The organism is Alphaproteobacteria bacterium, assembly GCA_035625915.1.
Lineage (GTDB): Bacteria > Pseudomonadota > Alphaproteobacteria > JACZXZ01 > JACZXZ01 > DATDHA01.
In genome coordinates this window covers 1-15,400 of record DASPOR010000013.1, presented here as the reverse complement: position 1 = coordinate 15,400, position 15,400 = coordinate 1, and the positions used below count along the sequence as shown (strand labels likewise).

The 15,400-nt window shown below is 61.6% G+C and carries 14 protein-coding genes; 7 read left to right on the top strand and 7 right to left on the bottom strand.

Going from position 1 to position 15,400, the window contains the following annotated elements; translation table 11 throughout:
• Positions 1-101 precede the first annotated feature (101 nt).
• The 3 genes from pstC to pstB are packed head-to-tail and all read left to right on the top strand — an operon-like array spanning position 102 to position 2,800.
• Positions 102-1,088 carry a phosphate ABC transporter permease subunit PstC gene (gene pstC / locus VEJ16_01295; GenBank protein HYB08287.1) on the top strand — a complete coding sequence of 329 codons (987 nt, stop codon included), beginning with the start codon at positions 102-104 and terminating at the stop codon, positions 1,086-1,088.
• 3 nt (positions 1,089-1,091) lie between these two features.
• The gene (pstA, locus tag VEJ16_01290; GenBank protein HYB08286.1) at positions 1,092-1,937 is read left to right on the top strand and encodes a phosphate ABC transporter permease PstA; all 846 of its coding nucleotides are present in this window, start codon (positions 1,092-1,094) and stop codon (positions 1,935-1,937) included.
• 11 nt (positions 1,938-1,948) lie between these two features.
• Positions 1,949-2,800 carry a phosphate ABC transporter ATP-binding protein PstB gene (gene pstB, locus VEJ16_01285; protein ID HYB08285.1) on the top strand — a complete coding sequence of 284 codons (852 nt, stop codon included), beginning with the start codon at positions 1,949-1,951 and terminating at the stop codon, positions 2,798-2,800.
• Positions 2,801-2,876: 76 nt separating this feature from the next.
• On the opposite strand, the gene VEJ16_01280 is transcribed toward pstB, so the two are convergent.
• The 5 genes from VEJ16_01280 to VEJ16_01260 all read right to left on the bottom strand — a co-directional run bounded on the left by VEJ16_01280 (position 2,877) and on the right by VEJ16_01260 (position 10,015).
• Positions 2,877-3,872, bottom strand: a complete 996-nt coding sequence (locus VEJ16_01280; GenBank protein HYB08284.1) for a lysylphosphatidylglycerol synthase domain-containing protein — start codon at positions 3,870-3,872, stop codon at positions 2,877-2,879.
• A 104-nt stretch (positions 3,873-3,976) separates the two neighbouring features.
• The gene (gene hpnJ / locus VEJ16_01275) at positions 3,977-5,398 is read right to left on the bottom strand and encodes a hopanoid biosynthesis associated radical SAM protein HpnJ (GenBank protein HYB08283.1); all 1,422 of its coding nucleotides are present in this window, start codon (positions 5,396-5,398) and stop codon (positions 3,977-3,979) included.
• Positions 5,399-5,417: 19 nt separating this feature from the next.
• A complete protein-coding gene (gene hpnI / locus VEJ16_01270; protein ID HYB08282.1) occupies positions 5,418-6,566 on the bottom strand; it encodes a bacteriohopanetetrol glucosamine biosynthesis glycosyltransferase HpnI in 1,149 nt (382 codons plus the stop codon).
• A gap of 257 nt (positions 6,567-6,823) precedes the next feature.
• Positions 6,824-8,188 carry an MATE family efflux transporter gene (locus tag VEJ16_01265; GenBank protein ID HYB08281.1) on the bottom strand — a complete coding sequence of 455 codons (1,365 nt, stop codon included), beginning with the start codon at positions 8,186-8,188 and terminating at the stop codon, positions 6,824-6,826.
• Positions 8,189-10,015: a gamma-glutamyltransferase family protein gene (locus VEJ16_01260; protein HYB08280.1), complete on the bottom strand. Its 1,827-nt coding sequence runs from the start codon at positions 10,013-10,015 to the stop codon at positions 8,189-8,191.
• Between the two features lie 184 nt (positions 10,016-10,199).
• Here VEJ16_01260 and dgcN point away from each other — a divergent pair, with 184 nt between their 5' ends.
• The 3 genes from dgcN to VEJ16_01245 are packed head-to-tail and all read left to right on the top strand — an operon-like array spanning position 10,200 to position 13,118.
• Positions 10,200-11,204: an N-acetyltransferase DgcN gene (gene dgcN, locus VEJ16_01255; protein ID HYB08279.1), complete on the top strand. Its 1,005-nt coding sequence runs from the start codon at positions 10,200-10,202 to the stop codon at positions 11,202-11,204.
• Positions 11,205-11,208: 4 nt separating this feature from the next.
• Entirely contained in the window at positions 11,209-12,189 is a 981-nt protein-coding gene (dgcA, locus tag VEJ16_01250; GenBank protein HYB08278.1) for an N-acetyl-D-Glu racemase DgcA, read from the top strand.
• Positions 12,190-12,248: 59 nt separating this feature from the next.
• Entirely contained in the window at positions 12,249-13,118 is an 870-nt protein-coding gene (locus VEJ16_01245; protein ID HYB08277.1) for a MaoC family dehydratase N-terminal domain-containing protein, read from the top strand.
• 26 nt (positions 13,119-13,144) lie between these two features.
• Here the strand turns inward: VEJ16_01245 and VEJ16_01240 are convergent, their stop codons facing one another.
• Positions 13,145-14,323: an aminotransferase class V-fold PLP-dependent enzyme gene (locus tag VEJ16_01240; GenBank protein ID HYB08276.1), complete on the bottom strand. Its 1,179-nt coding sequence runs from the start codon at positions 14,321-14,323 to the stop codon at positions 13,145-13,147.
• Between the two features lie 184 nt (positions 14,324-14,507).
• Between VEJ16_01240 and VEJ16_01235 the strand changes: the two genes are divergently transcribed.
• Entirely contained in the window at positions 14,508-14,870 is a 363-nt protein-coding gene (locus VEJ16_01235) for a hypothetical protein (GenBank protein HYB08275.1), read from the top strand.
• Between the two features lie 82 nt (positions 14,871-14,952).
• On the opposite strand, the gene VEJ16_01230 is transcribed toward VEJ16_01235, so the two are convergent.
• Positions 14,953-15,400, bottom strand: a 448-nt coding sequence (locus VEJ16_01230) for an ABC-type transport auxiliary lipoprotein family protein (protein HYB08274.1), incomplete at its 5' end; no start/stop codon positions are given.

Here is a 15,400-nt window from a genome sequence, read left to right as displayed (position 1 = left end):
AGCGCGCTTCGCCGACGGAGCCGGGACCCGTGGCAGGAACGTCGTCGGCTGCGCAGTCGACGATGCCAAGGAGAGTTCGCCGGTCCAAAATGAGGAAGCCGATGGCAGTCGCCGAAGCCGCCTCGAACGATATGAAGGCCCGCAATAATGGCGAAACCGAGCGCGGCACCGGTCGTGTCGGGGATAAAGTCTTCTTTGGCCTCACCTTCTTCTTCGCAATCTTTGTCCTCGTCATATTGGGCGGGATCATCTTTTCGCTTGTCCAGGGCAGCGCCCCCGCATTCGGCAAGTTCGGCCTCGGCTTTTTCACGACGAGTACCTGGAATCCGGTGACTCAAAAGTTCGGCGCCCTCGCGCCAATGTACGGCACGATCGTCACCTCGATCATTGCACTCCTCGTCGGCATTCCGGTCAGCCTCGGCATCGTCATCGTATTGACCGAACTTGCCCCTGAATGGTTGCGGCGGCCGATTTCGACTGCGGTCGAGCTTCTGGCCGCGATTCCCAGCATCATTTACGGCATGTGGGGCCTTTTCGTTTTTGTGCCGTTTTATAACAACCACATCCAACCGGTGCTGTATGACCTGCTCGGCAGCGACAGCGGGCCTGGTGTGCTGTTCGGCGAGAAGTCGAACGGCGGCGGCATTTTGCCGGCGGGGCTGATCCTCGCCCTGATGATCCTGCCGTTCATCTCAGCGGTCATGCGAGACGTATTCGAGACAGTGCCGCCATTTCTGCGCGAATCTGCTTTCGGCCTCGGCGCCACCACGTGGGAAGTCGTGTGGAAAATCGTGCTGCCCTACACGCGTACCAGCGTGGTGGGCGCCGTCATGCTTGGGCTCGGCCGCGCACTCGGCGAGACGATGGCCGTGACCTTTGTGATCGGGAACTCGAACAGAATCAGCGCATCGCTATTCGCATCGGGGACCACGATTTCGGCATCCATCGCGAACCAGCTCAACGAGGCCGACTCCGATATCTACTCTTCCTCGCTGATCGCGCTTGGCCTCACGCTGTTCGTCATAACGTTCGTGGTGCTCGTGATCGCCAAGCTGATGCTGCGCCAGCTCGCAAGCAAGGTGCGGTGAATAATGCTCTCGATCTATCGCCGCCGACGGATCGTCAATCAAATCAATATGACCGCGTCGGTGCTGGTGACGGCACTCGGTATCTTCCTGCTTGCGTCGATACTCATAACGCTCGTGCATTATGGCATAAGCGGAATGAACCTCGCATTGTTCACGCAAATGACGCCTGCTCCCGGCGAGTCCGGGGGTCTCTTGAACGCCATCGTCGGGAGCACGATCCTGACAGTTTTCGGGATCGCGATCGGTGCGCCGGTCGGCGTGCTGGCGGGCACCTTTCTCGCGGAATACGGCAAGAACAGCAGGATTGCCGACGCGACCCGGTTCATCAACGATATCCTGCTCTCAGCGCCCTCAATTTTGATCGGGCTTTTCATTTATGAAGTAGCGGTGGTGCCGACGCGCCATTTTTCGGCGTGGGCGGGTGCGCTGGCGTTGGCGGTCATCGCGATCCCGGTGGTGGTGCGCACGAGCGAAGACATGCTGCAGCTCGTACCCAACGATCTTCGCGAGGCGGCTACGGCTCTCGGCGCACCTCGCTGGAAGGTCATCGTGTTGGTGTCCTACCGTGCAGCGCGAGCGGGCATTTTGACGGGAATCCTGCTCGCCGTTGCTCGAATTTCCGGCGAGACCGCACCCTTGATCTTCACCGTGCTCAGTAATCAGTTCTGGTCGATCAACATCAATCGCCAAATGGCAAACCTTCCCATCGTGATCTACAACTACGCCAACAGCCCCTATGTCGATTGGCGGCAACTGGCGTGGGCGGGTGCTCTTTTGATCACGGCGATCATCCTCGCCATCAACATCATCGTGCGAATGACCCTCGGCAAGCAGACGAAGCGGACCTAGAGGAACCGAACATGTTCAACCAAGAATCGCCCCGCGATCCGCGCGGAAACCTGACACCTCGATCACCGGCCCCCCTCCCGCACGCGGGCGCCGCGGCGAACGAAGCGACGGAGGTCAAGATCGACATTCGCAATCTCAATTTCTATTACGGTCAAACGCTTGCCTTGAAATCGGTCAATATGAAGATCCACGATGCGCGGGTGACGGCACTCATTGGACCGTCAGGGTGCGGTAAGTCGACGCTGCTTCGAACGCTCAACCGCATTTACCAGCTCTATCCGAACATGCGGGCCGAGGGCGAAGTGATCCTCGACGGCGAAAATATTCTCAGCTCGAAAATCGACCTCAATCGCCTGCGCTCCCGTGTGGGTATGGTGTTCCAGAAGCCGACGCCCTTTCCCATGTCGATCTACGATAATATCGCTTTCGGCATCCGGCTTTACGAACGCCTGCCGACGGTCGATATGGATGAGCGTGTCGAGCGCGCGCTCACGAAGTCGGCACTCTGGGGCGAGGTAAAAGACAAGCTCCGCGCCTCGGGGCTAAGTCTCTCCGGCGGTCAGCAGCAGCGCCTGTGCATCGCCCGAGCGATCGCACTCAATCCCGAAGTGCTCCTGCTCGACGAGCCTGCCTCTGCACTCGACCCCATTTCGACGCAAAAGATCGAGGAGCTCATCAAGGAGTTGCGCGAGGAATATACGGTCGTGATCGTTACCCACAACCTTCAACAGGCGGCGCGCGTTTCGGATTACACGGCCCTCATGTATCTCGGCGAACTGGTCGAATTCGCCGACACCGAGACGATTTTCACGCGGCCAACAAAGAAACAGACCGAGGACTACGTCACCGGCCGATTCGGCTGAACCGGGTGGCGACTGTCGTCTTTCCCTCCCGCCTTTAGCGGAACCGTGGGGGAAGACAATCTGGGTCGCTCGCGCGTCAGTTTTCTCCAGCCGCCGCTTTCGTACGCGCGTTGCCGATAAGGCGTCTGCCCTCGACCCACTGCCATAGTGCTATGGCGGGAACGCCGAGGACAAGCTCACGCAAACGCTTCACGAGCGAAAGGCCTAGTGCCGCCTCCGGGCTGACGCCAAGCAGGGCGCCAAAAACCATCAAGCCCCCTTCCTGAATTCCGATCGCACCGGGAACCATGAAGCCAGCGCTGTGCGCTGCCTGCCCAAGGCTTTCGAGGATGAGAGCCTCACGCAATCCCACATCGATACCCATGAAATGAAGAATAAGCCAGACCTCGCCGCCGCCGAGCATCCAGCTCAGGAAGTGCCAGGCGGCACTGCCCGCAAGCACCTTGGGATTGCGGTGAATCGCCTGAATCGCATCGTGCAATCCCTTAATTCCCGCGATGGACAACCATTGGGCTTTCTCCATCATCCGATCGAGGGCGTGCTCGATCAGCATGAACAGGCCGACACGCTGAGCGATCACGAACCCACCGATCGCGATCGCACCGATCGCGACCCCGGTCACGACGTCGGCAAGCTCGGCGCTTCCGTGCCCGGCGAGCAGGAGCAATGCCAAGGCGACGACGGTGAAAAGAACCTGGGTGACGATTTCAACCGTCAGATCGACGACGACGCTGGCGCCGGAGACGTCGCCACGCACGCCGTGGAAGGAGAGCATGCGCGCGCCGATGATTTCGCCGCCGATATGGGCGACCGGCAGAAGGGCGTTCGCACCCTCGCGGATCCATCGAATCTTGAGGAGGACGAGAAGCGGGCGCGGCCAAGGCCGTGGAATGAGCACCCGCCAGCCAAGTGCCGAGCCCAGCATTTGGATGACGTGGACGAGGACGACCGGAACGAAACCCCAGCCGAGTGAGAGCAGCATACCGAGGACTTGGCCCGCACCCTGGTAGATGATCAGGCCTGCCGCCAGCCCAAAGCCGGCCAGCATGGCGATACCGAGGCTGAACTTCATTTCGTCACGTTCGATTTTTCGGCCGTTGCCGCATGCGCCGCGTTCGGCGAAGTGGAGATATGGGGCGCGTGAGCCGCCCCATACCTCGCGTTCCATCCGCGGGGTCAGGCGTGATTTTCGCGCTGCCTCAGGAAGTGGAAGAACTCGGCGCCTTCGCGCAACCGACGCTTCATCATCTGCGTGCTCTTCGCCATCTCCCAGGTGAGTTCCGCGATCTTGCTCGGGCGGAAGTAGAAGCGCTTGTAGAAGACTTTGACCGCCTCGAAAATCTCCTCGTTGGAGAGGTGCGGGTATTGGAGCGAGCTGATTTGCATTCCGTTGTCGGCAACAAGACTATCGCTGTTGTCATGGAGCCAGCCGTTCATGACCGCTTGGCGGTAGAGTTCGGTGCCGGGATAGGGAGCGGCCAGAGAGACCTGGATCGTGCGCGGGTTGACCTCCTTGGCAAAGCGGATCGTCTCCTCGATCGTCTCATGGGTCTCGCCGGGGAGGCCGACGATGAAGGTGCCATGGATGACGATGCCGAGTTTGCGACAATCCTCGGCGAACTTGCGCGCCACGTCGATGCGCAACCCCTTCTTTATGTTGTGAAGGATCTTCTGGTTGCCCGACTCGTAACCGACGAGAAAAAGCCTGAGGCCGTTCTCGCGCAAGACCTTGAGTGTTTCATACGGCACATTGGCCTTGGCGTTGCATGACCAGGTCACCCCGAGCTTGCCGAGACCCCGTGCGATCTCCTCCGCACGCGGGAGGTTGTCCGTGAAGGTATCGTCGTCGAAGAAAAACTCCTTCACTTGCGGGAAATAACTCTTGGCGAGCGCGATCTCGTCCACCACGCTTTGCACGCTGCGCGTGCGGTAGCGATGGCCGCCGATCGTCTGCGGCCAAAGGCAGAAGGTGCAGCGCGATTTACAGCCTCGTCCCGTGTAGATGGACATATAAGGATGCATCAGGTAGCCGTCGAAATAATCCTCGATCACCAGATCGCGTTTGTAGACCTCGATGACGGTCGGCAGCACGTCCATGTTCTCGATAATTGCGCGCTCGCGATTGTGAACGATCTCGCCATCGCGTCTGTAACTGATCCCGTCGACCTCGGCGAGCGGCTTGCCCTCGGCGATCTCCTTGATGGTGAAATCGAACTCGGTCCGGGCCACGAAGTCGATCGCCACCGACGCTTCGAGCGACGGTCCCGGCGAGACGGCGACGTGGGCGCCGCAAATTCCGATCATGAGCTTCGGATTCTCGCGCTTGAACGCCTCGGCGATCTTGACGTCGGCCTGGAAGGCAGGTGTGCTTGTGTACATGACAAGCAGTTCGTACGCCTTGGCGTGGTGAAGAATGTCCTCGAGGCGCAGTCCGCGGGGAGGCGCGTCGATAAGCTTGCTGCCGGGCACGAGGGCCGCGGGCTGCGCAAGCCAAGTCGGATACCAGAACGATCTGACCTCGCGCTTGCACTGATAGCGCGACCCGGCACCGCCGTCATAGCCGTCGAAGGACGGGGGATTCAGGAACAACGTTTTCATCCTTGCACCTCAAGCACACTCAATTATTGACAACCAAATGTCCGTCCGCGCGGACTGAAAACTCATGTTCGCGCCACCTGACGTCGCGTCCGACAAAGCTTGCCACACGGACCGCGAACGTCATGGCATCCCGGATCGGCACCAGCCAAGGTCGGAAAGCCTTCTCCGCACCCAGCCTGACGCCTGCGATCGCGTGCGTCATGATGCGCAGCAAAAGAGCGAGGCCGATCAATGCGACCCCAACCGGCCGCAGCCCTGCCGCACATCCCACGAGGACGGAAAGCGCCAACGTATCGGTCAAGAAGCTCATCGCATACCCGACCGGACGAACCGCGCGCATCGTCCTTGCCCAGCGCAGCTCGTGTCGGAACAGCGCGCCCAGCGACGGCTCATCGACGGTGATTTCGACGATGTGCCGCGCCAGCGCTACCTTGTATCCATGGGCTGCCGCAAGGCGTCCCAGCATATGATCGTCGGCGAGATAAAAAGCAAGTGATTCGATTCCTCCAATCTTTTCCAGAACTTCCCGCCTCGCCGCCATTGTTGCGCCGAAGCAGTATTCAAGCGGCTCGGAGAGGAGGGCCACGAGGACGGATGGCAGGAACCATTCATTGATGAACATGGCTCCAAGCCGGTCGGCGAGGCGCTTTGAGGCGGGCACGCCCCAATAGAGGCATGTCGCCGCCCCGACCGTCGCGGTGTCGAAGGCGGCGGCAAGATCGGCCAAGTAGTTCGGCCCGACGCGACAATCGGCGTCAGAGATCGCGACGATGTCATGGCGCACGCGTGGCATCATATTGATGAGGTTGTTGATTTTGTAATTGCTGCCATGTGCGTGCGCATTCACGACCAAAGCGGCGTCGTGCCCGGGAAATTCCCGTATCAACCGCTCGATCGTCGGGATCGCCGCATCGTTCGCATCGCGCACGCCGAAGAGAATTTGAAATTGTGGATAATCCTGCTCGAAGAACGAGCGAAGGTTTTCGTAAAGTCGCGGCTCGAGCCCGCATACCGGCTTGAGGATGCTGATCGGCGCTTGTGGACCGGTTGCACCCGCCATGCGGGGGGAGAGGATCGTCAGGCGCACAAGGGCGACAGCCGCATAAGCGAGCGATACCACGACGACTCCGTAACCTGCGACAGTCAAGATCTGCAATGCCAGGCTCATTGTGCGGCGGACCTAATCCCTACTCTCAATGGCGCAGAATACCCAACGGCGCCAATCGGTTGGTTATGGCCGTTCCAAGGGAGCGGGTGCTCGACGGCAAATGCACCGCCTGCTTTTACTCTGAGGTTTAGCCGCTCGGAAGGCATTTCTTCCAGCCGGTACGTTTCCGAACGCAACAGGAACATTCTGCTTGGATTTTTCGGCGATTTTCGCTGTCGGAGCAAGAACCGCGGCGTTTGCGCCTCGACTCCACCACATTAGCGAAAGACGAATCTCGATGCGGGCAGTTCCGCCAACGGCAGGCGCCGCGCTAGTCGTGGAAAATAAAAACCGAGTGTGGCGCCGCGCGCGGCCATGAAGATCATGAGCGATAGCCAGAGTCCGTGATTGTTCCAAAGCGGGACAAACATCCACACGGCGCCGACACAGACGACAAGCGATACAGCCATTGCGTTGCGCATCTCTTTGCCGGCCGTGGCGCCAATGAATATTCCGTCCAGCTGAAAGGCCCAAAAGGACACGAGCGGCGAGGCGACCATCCACGGCAAGTAGTGCTCGGCGACCTCACGCACGGGCTCTTGGCCGGTCAAGAGGTCGATCATCGCCCCTCCGAATGCCGCATAACCCATGACGCACAGGACCGCCACAAGGCCCGACCAAAAGGTGGTGACCGCGATCGCATTCCGGAATTTCACGGGGTCGCGGGCGCCGAACGCCTCGCCGACCAAGGCAGATGCTGTAAAGGCGAACCCATCGAGACCATAGCCCATCAACTGCTGAAATTGCATGAGCACCGCGTTGGCCGCGAGTACGAGATCGCCCATCCGAGCGCTGCGCGCCGTGAAGTACGAAAAGGCCAGAATCAAGCAAAGCGTGCGCAGAAAGATGTTGCCGTTGACATGAAAGAGTGCCGCTAACCTGTCGCGGTCAAGAATTCGCCGCCAGCCTAGCAGCGTACCGGTTTCAATGCGGCGCACGACGACAAGTGTCACCGATAGCCCGGCAGCGACCGAGAGCCATTCCGAAATCAAAGTGGCAGATGCCACACCCGAAACGCCCCAGCCGAAGCCGATCACGAAAAGAATTGCGAGCGCCATATTGACGCTATTGAGCGCCAACTGCAGCACGAACGCTTCGCGCGCACGCTGCACACCGAGGAGCCAGCCCCAAAGGACATAGTTGGCAAGTGCCGCCGGAGCGCCCCAGATCCTGACCGCGTAATATTGCTTCGCAAGTGCCGTCGATGCAGGGCTTCCGTCGAGGAGCCAGAAGGAAACGCGGGCGAGCGGGGCCTGGAGGGCCACAAGCATAACGCCGGCGGAAACGGCAATGAGGAGCGGCCGAATGAGCGAAGCGAACACCTCCACATCGTCACGGGCGCCGAATGCCTGCGCCACGATTCCCGTCGTACCGAGGCGGAGGAAACCGAAACTCCAATAAAGAAAGGCAAACACCGTCGCGGCGAGAGCGACCCCGCCGATGTATTTGGCGTCCGGTAACTGCCCCATGACGGCGGTGTCCACCGCACCCATGAGCGGCACTGTGATATTCGAGAGAATGATCGGCCCCGCCAATCGCCAGACGCGCCGATGCCACTCCTTCGATAGTGCTGGCGACTGCATCTAGCGCCCGACGGCGTAGCCCTGCATGTTCCGCGGATTGGCCGCGGCCTTGAGGAACGCCGCGTCCTTGCCGACTGCGCACATGCGACCCATCGACCATTCGGGGGCGACGGTGATCTTATGGCCGCGCCGGCGCAGATCCGCAACTGTCCCGCGCGGGAAATTTGCCTCGAGTGCCAATGCACCCGGGTTCGCCTTGCGCGGATAAAATGAGTCGGGCCAGTGCGTCGACTGGAAGTTCGGCCCCTCGATGGCCTCCTGAAGATTGAGCTTATGGTGCGCGTGACGCAGGAAGAAGGTGAGCGCCCATTGATCCTGACTGTCACCGCCAGGGGAGCCGAAGGCGAGATAGGGTTCGCCGTCGCGGAGCGCGATTGTAGGGCTAAGGGTCGTGCGCGGCCGCTTTCCGGGTGCGAGACTCGCTGGATAGCCGTCCTCGAGCCAGAACATCTGCCCGCGCGTGCCGAGGCAGAAACCAAGTGCTGGAATGACCGGCGAGCTCTGCATCCACCCGCCACTCGGCATGGCCGCGACCATATTGCCCCAGCGATCGATCACGTCCACATGCACAGTGTCGCCGGACACGGCACCCCGTGCTGCGAGATCCTTTTGCGCGCGCTCCCGCGCCATTGCCGCACGATCGGGCTCCCCTTCGCCGGCACCCCGATCGATGCCGGTTCGTGGGTTGCGCTTGTCAACGTCGCCTTGATATAGCCGAGGTACGCGGCTTCCTACGGTGCCGGGTACCAGATCGTAGGATGCGTCGCGGCCAATGAGGCGACGGCGTGGCGCGTTGTAGCCCTCGGAAAGAAGCTCCGCCATCGGAACGTTCGTGAAGTTCGGATCGCCGTACCAAGCTTCTCGGTCCGCAAAGGCGAGTTTCAACGCCTCGACGACCGTGTGGACGAATTCGCCGCCGATCGGGTCGAGGGACGCGAGATCGAAATCCTTGAGGAGTGCGAGGGCTTGAAGAAAGACCGGTCCCTGGCCCCAGGGACCGGTCTTTGCAACCAAGTAGCCGTGATAATCGTAGGTAACGGGCGCTTCCACCGTCGCTCGCCAGCTCGCCATGTCATCGGCGGTGAGGATACCCGTGTGGCGCTGGCCCGAACTGTCGAGTACGTGTTGGGTGCGGCAAAATGTGTCGATCGCTTCGGCCACGAAGCCTCGATAATAGGCTCGATGTGCAGCCTCGATTTGTTCGGCGCGGTCGCTGCTCGCATGCTCGGCTTCTCCAAGAATGCGCCCGAAGGTATCGGCCAGCGTCGGGTTCGCCATTGCATGGCCTGCCTCGGGCGCCGACCCGCCCCTGAGAAATATGGCCGCCGAGCTTTGCCATTCTTGCTTGAAGAGCGGGGCCACGGCAGCGATCGAATCGCTCAAGTTTGGGGTCACCGGCCAGCCATGCCGTGCATAACCGATCGCGGGTTCGAGTACGTCGCGGAGTTTGGCGCTGCCGTAGTCGCGTATGAGATGCAACCAGGCGCCGAATGCACCGGGCACCACGGCCGCGAGGAGGCCCGTGCCTGGAATGAGGTCGAGGCCAAGGGCCCGATAGCGCTCGATGGTCGCACCCCGAGGGCTGGGACCTTGTCCGCAGACGACTTCGACGCGCTTTGCTTTGGCGTTCCAAAGGAGGATCGGCGCGTCTCCCCCCGGTCCATTCAGGTGAGGCTCGATCACTTGAAGGGTGAACGCCGCCGCCGCCGCCGCATCGAACGCATTCCCACCTTTTTCAAGGACTGCCATCGCGACACTCGCGGGAATCCAATGAGTCGAGGAGACGACGCCGAAGACGCCCTTGATCTCGGGACGCGTGGTGAACATTGGCCTTGGCTCCTTCCGCCAAGCGGGATCCGAGCAGAACGGGCTTGGCTGAACCGATCCGGGCCGAAACTATAAGGTGGCGCACCTTGGCCGGCAACGGACCGTCGCTTCGGAGCCATGCGCTCGATAATGCAGGGCCATGCCGTTTCCGATAAGATCGCGCCCACAACGAGAGAGGTGCGACGTGAACATCGAACGACCCTACCTGCTTTTCCTTGGCGATGCCCATGACGATCTCGCGGCAAAGACCGCACGTGGAATCAAGGACTGGCGCCCGGACTGGTGTCTCGGTCAGTTGCGCCTCGACGGCTGCAAAACGACTGTCGGTCTTCCCGACCTATCGCTCGAGGAGGCGGCGGCAAAGGGTGCGAAAACGCTCATCATCGGCGTCGCCAATCGCGGCGGCGTCATCGGGCCAAGTTGGGCCAAGACATTATTGCGCGCTGTCGATCTCGGCCTCGACCTTGCGAGTGGCCTCCACAGCCGGCTCGAGTCCGTACCCGGTCTCGTCGAAGCCGCGGATAAGCACAAAAGACAGCTTCACGACGTGCGACATCCAAAGCAGGAATTTCCCCTTGGCACCGGCGAGAAGCGGCCGGGCAAGAGGCTCCTTGCAGTCGGCACCGATGCATCGATTGGCAAGATGTACACAACGCTTGCGCTCGAGAAGGAACTGCGCGCCCGAGGAATCAAGGCAGATTTCCGCGCCACGGGCCAGACCGGGATTCTCATCGCGGGCAGCGGTGTGTCGATCGACGCGGTGGTATCGGATTTCATTCCGGGTGCGGTTGAATGGCTTGCTCCCGCGAATGACCCCGACCATTGGGATTTGATCGAAGGGCAGGGCTCGCTGTTCCACCCATCGTTCGCGGGCGTCACCTTGGGACTCATTCACGGTGCGCAGGCCGATGCGCTCGTCCTTTGCCATGAGCCGACGCGCACCCACATGCGCGGGTTGCCGAAACAGCCGATGCCGGGCCTTGAAGAAACGATCGACCTCTGCATCAAGACGGCACGGCTCACGAACAAGGCGGTGAAATTCGTCGGCGTCAGCGTCAATACCTCGAAGCTTACGCCGGATGCGGCCGAGCGTTTTCTCAAGGAGACCGAGTCCCGGTTGAAGCTGCCGACCGTCGATCCGATCAGGACGGGCGTCGCCCGCCTCGTCGATGCGTTGCTGAGGGGTTGAGACCGTGCGCAAGCTCTCCGTTCGACACGAGCGGTTTCCCATTCGTGGCGTATTTGCGATTTCGCGCGGCTCGCGCACGGTCCAGGACGTCGTGGTCGCTGAAATCGAGGAGGGGGCTCTTCGTGGACGGGGAGAATGTGTGCCGTACCCGCGCTATGGCGAGTCGGTCGACGGTGTCATCGCGGAAATAGCGGCCCGCACGGACGAAATTGCGACGGGACTCGACCGCCGAAGCCTCCAGGAAGCGATGCCGCCCGGCGCGGCACGGAACGCCCTGGATTGCGCGTTTTGGGATCTCGAAGCCAAGCGAACCGGGACGCCCGTGTGGCGTCTTGCGGGCTTGCCGGAACCGAAGCCCGTCGTTACCGCTTTCACGCTGAGTTTGGCATCACCCGAGGCGATGGGACAGGCAGCGCGGGAGAACGCGAATCGCCCACTTCTCAAGATCAAGCTCGGGGGGGAGGGCGACTTGGCAAGGCTCGAAGCCATTCGCGCGGAGGCGCCACTCGCACGCCTCATCGTTGACGCGAACGAAGCCTGGACGGCCGAAACTCTGCCGAAGCTCCTGCCCGAGATGGCGCGCCTTGGTGCCTCGCTCGTGGAACAACCGCTTCCCGCCGGCCGTGACGAAGCCCTCTCCCGGGTGAGCCATCCGGTGCCGATCTGCGCCGATGAGTCCTGTCACACGAGCGCGGATATCGAGAAGCTCGTCGGTCGCTACGATGTCGTCAACGTCAAGCTCGACAAGACGGGTGGGCTGACCGAAGCGATCAAGCTGATCGACGCGGCGCGCGCTGCAAAGCTCGGCGTCATGGTCGGCTGCATGGTGGGGACGTCGCTTTCCATGGCGCCTGCGACACTCCTCGGCGATGCCGCGAGCTTCGTCGATCTGGATGGGCCGCTTCTTCTCGCCGAGGATCGGCCGCACGGCCTGCGTTATGCCGACGGACGCGTCTTTCCGCCGGCTGCAGAACTCTGGGGCTGACCGTTTGACGCTCTTCGGAATGCAGCGGGCGGGAATGGGTGTGGACAGAGAGGATAGCGATGGATACGGCGCAGAGGACAAAGCTTGAAGGACTCCGGAGCTGGATCGGCCGGCGCGAGGAGACCGGCGACATTCTCCTGCCACTTCATGTCGCGGGACTTGAGGCAATGCTCGACCGCACCGGCGCCCTTCCGCGGGAGGGCGAACCGGCACCCCCCGGCGTGCACTGGCTGATCAGGCCGCGCTGGGCCCGGCAATCGACACTCGGTGCGGACGGCCATCCCGAGCGGGGCGATTTCGCCCCAGCCGTGCCGCTTCCGCGCCGCATGTGGGCGGGCAGCCGGCTCGACTTCACGAAACCTTTCCGCGTCGGCGACACGGTCGTCCGAGAGTCGGAGATTGTCGATGTCACGATCAAGGAGGGGCGTGGCGGCGCCCTCGTTTTCGTGAAAGTGCGACGCCTCTATCGAGTCGACGACAGCGTCGCGATGACAGAAGAGCAGGACATCGCCTATCGGGAAGCGCCGGACCCCTCGCGGCCGCCACCGGCACCGGAGGAAGCCCCTCCCGACGGGCCATGGCGCCGTGTCGTGACACCCGATCCGGTCATGCTGTTCCGCTATTCGGCGCTGACCTACAACGGGCACCGCATCCATTACGACTATCCCTACGTGACGAACGTCGAAGGTTACCCCGGCCTCGTCGTGCATGGTCCGCTTCTCGCCACTTTTCTCCTGGATCTTGTGCGACGGGAGGCGCCCAACGCAACGCTCGCGCGCTTCGCTTTTCGCGCAATGGCGCCTGTGTTCGATACAGCGCCTTTCACCGTCACGGGGATACCTGATGGCAACGGCCGTGGTGCCGTCGTATGGATCAAGCGCGCCGATGGCGGCTTGGCGATGCGCGCCGAGGCGACGTTCGCGTCCTGATCCGCTCGCGTGCGGCAGACTGGACGCTAAGCGGCGATCGATCGAATTTCACCCACGAACCGCTCTACCTCTTCCTCGCTGTTGTAGTAGTGGACGGAGGCGCGCACGATCGATTCGAGCCCGCGCGCTTCCATGTCGAGTCGTGTCGATAGCCGGGTCGAGGTCGTGACGTTGACGCGCTTTGCTGCAAGCACGTGCTTGATTTCGGCTGGGTCCCTGCCCTCGACGGTAAACGTCACAATACCGCAACGCTCAGCCCCGACATCGCGGACGGCGACGCGGGGTATGTCGGCGAGGCGTTCGCGCAGGAGGGTGCTGACGGTCGTGACACGCGCATATATTTCATCGAGGCCGATCGCCAGCGCGTAGTCGATTGCCACGCCCAACCCGATCTTGCCGGCGAAATTACACTCCCAATTCTCGAAGCGACGAGCGTCGCGGCAAAGCTCATAGCGGTCAGTGGCGATCCAGCGTGCGGCATGAAGGTCGATCATCGGCGGCTCGAGGCGTTCGAGAAGGCTTCGCCGCACATAGAGGAATCCGATCCCTCTCGGCCCGCGCAGGTATTTCCGCGACGTTGCCGAAAGCGCATCGCAGCCGATCGCCTCGACGTCGAGCGGCATCTGCCCGACCGATTGGCAGGCATCGAGGAGAAAGGGCACATCCCACGTCTTGGCAATGCGGCCGACACCGACCGCCGGATTGACGAGGCCGCCATTGGTCGGCACGTGAGTCACGGAAATCAGTTTCACGCGCTTGTCCATCATGCGCTCGAGCGCCCCGAGCGAAAGCTGGCCGGTTTCATCGTTCGGTACGACTTCGATCTTACAGCCCGTGCGCTTTGCGACTTGAAGGTAGGAGAGAAAATTGCTCGCATACTCGGCGACCGCGGTGAGAATGCGGTCGCCGGCCGCGAATTTGAATCCATAGAATGCCATGTCCCAGGCCCGCGTGGCATTCTCGACGATCGCGATTTCGTCGGGTGCGCAATTCAGAAGCCGTGCCGTGGCAGCATAGGCATGCTCAAGCTTTGCATGCTGCCGTTCGGCCGCTTCGTATCCTCCGATCTCCGCTTCAAGCTGGATGTGGTCGACAACGGACTTGGTTACCGGCCTCGGCATGAGTGCGGCACCCGCATTGTTGAAGTGGAGCACATTGGTCACGCCGGGGGTGTCTTGCCTTGCCTCGACCAGATTAACAGCCATTCATTTTTCCTCCCGAAAACTGTATCGCGGGTTAAATCCTGTGATTCGTCCGATGCCTAGCTTACCCGGTGCGGCACAGACGCCGCCTGCCCAGGAAATGCCTCAATGTAGGGCGCAGGCTCAACGCCGGTTGGCCGTAATGCGTATGTTGACCGAGATTGAGTCGCCCTGAAAGGAGGGTGTCATGAAGTCGCTGAAGTTAGGCCTGAAAAATCGCGCGCCGACGCTTGCCGCGGTGGCCTTGGCTGCCGCCGTCCTGGGGGCGGCGTCGATCCAGCCGGCCGCCGCCGATGAGGGGCGCCATTTCTTTCACGGCCCATTCGTTCATGGTGCATACGTTCACGGCGTCTTCTTCCCCGGCCCGGTGATCGTAGCGCCAGCACCTGTCTACGGCTACGTGGCCCCGCCGGTCGTCTATGCGCCACCGCCGCCAGTGGTCGTCGCTCCGCCGCCGGTCGCCTACGTGCCGGGGCCGGTCGCGTACGCACCCGCACCTGTCATCGCAGCACCGGCCATCAATATCGGCCTCGGATTCCACATTCGATAAGTGGCAATCCCAGCCAGCGGGTTCAGGATTTCAATGGGGCGGCCCCTTGGGCCGCCCCAAAATTCTTGCGCGCGGCTAAGCGTCAACTTCCCGGCTTGTAGGAGGCGCCCGTCCGCAACGTCCATTCCACGATGCGGCGCATGCAGCGGCCAAGAACGTCATTGTAACCTTCCACGATCTGCTCAAGCTGGTCGCCGTTCACGGCTACTTTGTAGTCGCAAGTGCGATCCGCGATGATCTCGCGCTCCGGCATCTTGATCAGTTTGGCAACGATATGAACCCGGGGGGACACACCTTCCGAGTCATACTCGACTTCGAAATTCCGGATCTCGGTCTTGAGCAAGAAGTCGGCGCGTAGACCCACGGATTCGCGCCCGACCGCAACGATCTTTCCGGTGTTTTCGAAGGACGCGACTAGCAGCGTTTGTATCATCGCGGGAACGCGGTCCGTCCAAGCCGCGTCGGCGTAGTAGTCCAGATTGAGCGGTGAGCGTTGAACGGCGATTCGAACCGTGTCGAGACTCGCGGGT

Excerpts from the sequence above, each read along its gene's own strand:
- VEJ16_01260 (HYB08280.1), bottom strand. The coding sequence starts at position 10,015 with ATGTTCACCACGCGTCCCGAGATCAAGGGCGTCTTCGGCGTCGTCTCC.
- VEJ16_01265 (HYB08281.1), bottom strand. The coding sequence starts at position 8,188 with ATGCAGTCGCCAGCACTATCGAAGGAGTGGCATCGGCGCGTCTGGCGA.
- hpnI (HYB08282.1), bottom strand. The coding sequence starts at position 6,566 with ATGAGCCTGGCATTGCAGATCTTGACTGTCGCAGGTTACGGAGTCGTC.
- VEJ16_01235 (HYB08275.1), top strand. The coding sequence starts at position 14,508 with ATGAAGTCGCTGAAGTTAGGCCTGAAAAATCGCGCGCCGACGCTTGCC.
- pstA (HYB08286.1), top strand. The coding sequence starts at position 1,092 with ATGCTCTCGATCTATCGCCGCCGACGGATCGTCAATCAAATCAATATG.
- VEJ16_01240 (HYB08276.1), bottom strand. The coding sequence starts at position 14,323 with ATGGCTGTTAATCTGGTCGAGGCAAGGCAAGACACCCCCGGCGTGACC.
- pstB (HYB08285.1), top strand. The coding sequence starts at position 1,949 with ATGTTCAACCAAGAATCGCCCCGCGATCCGCGCGGAAACCTGACACCT.
- pstC (HYB08287.1), top strand. The coding sequence starts at position 102 with ATGGCAGTCGCCGAAGCCGCCTCGAACGATATGAAGGCCCGCAATAAT.
- VEJ16_01280 (HYB08284.1), bottom strand. The coding sequence starts at position 3,872 with ATGAAGTTCAGCCTCGGTATCGCCATGCTGGCCGGCTTTGGGCTGGCG.
- VEJ16_01245 (HYB08277.1), top strand. The coding sequence starts at position 12,249 with ATGGATACGGCGCAGAGGACAAAGCTTGAAGGACTCCGGAGCTGGATC.
- hpnJ (HYB08283.1), bottom strand. The coding sequence starts at position 5,398 with ATGAAAACGTTGTTCCTGAATCCCCCGTCCTTCGACGGCTATGACGGC.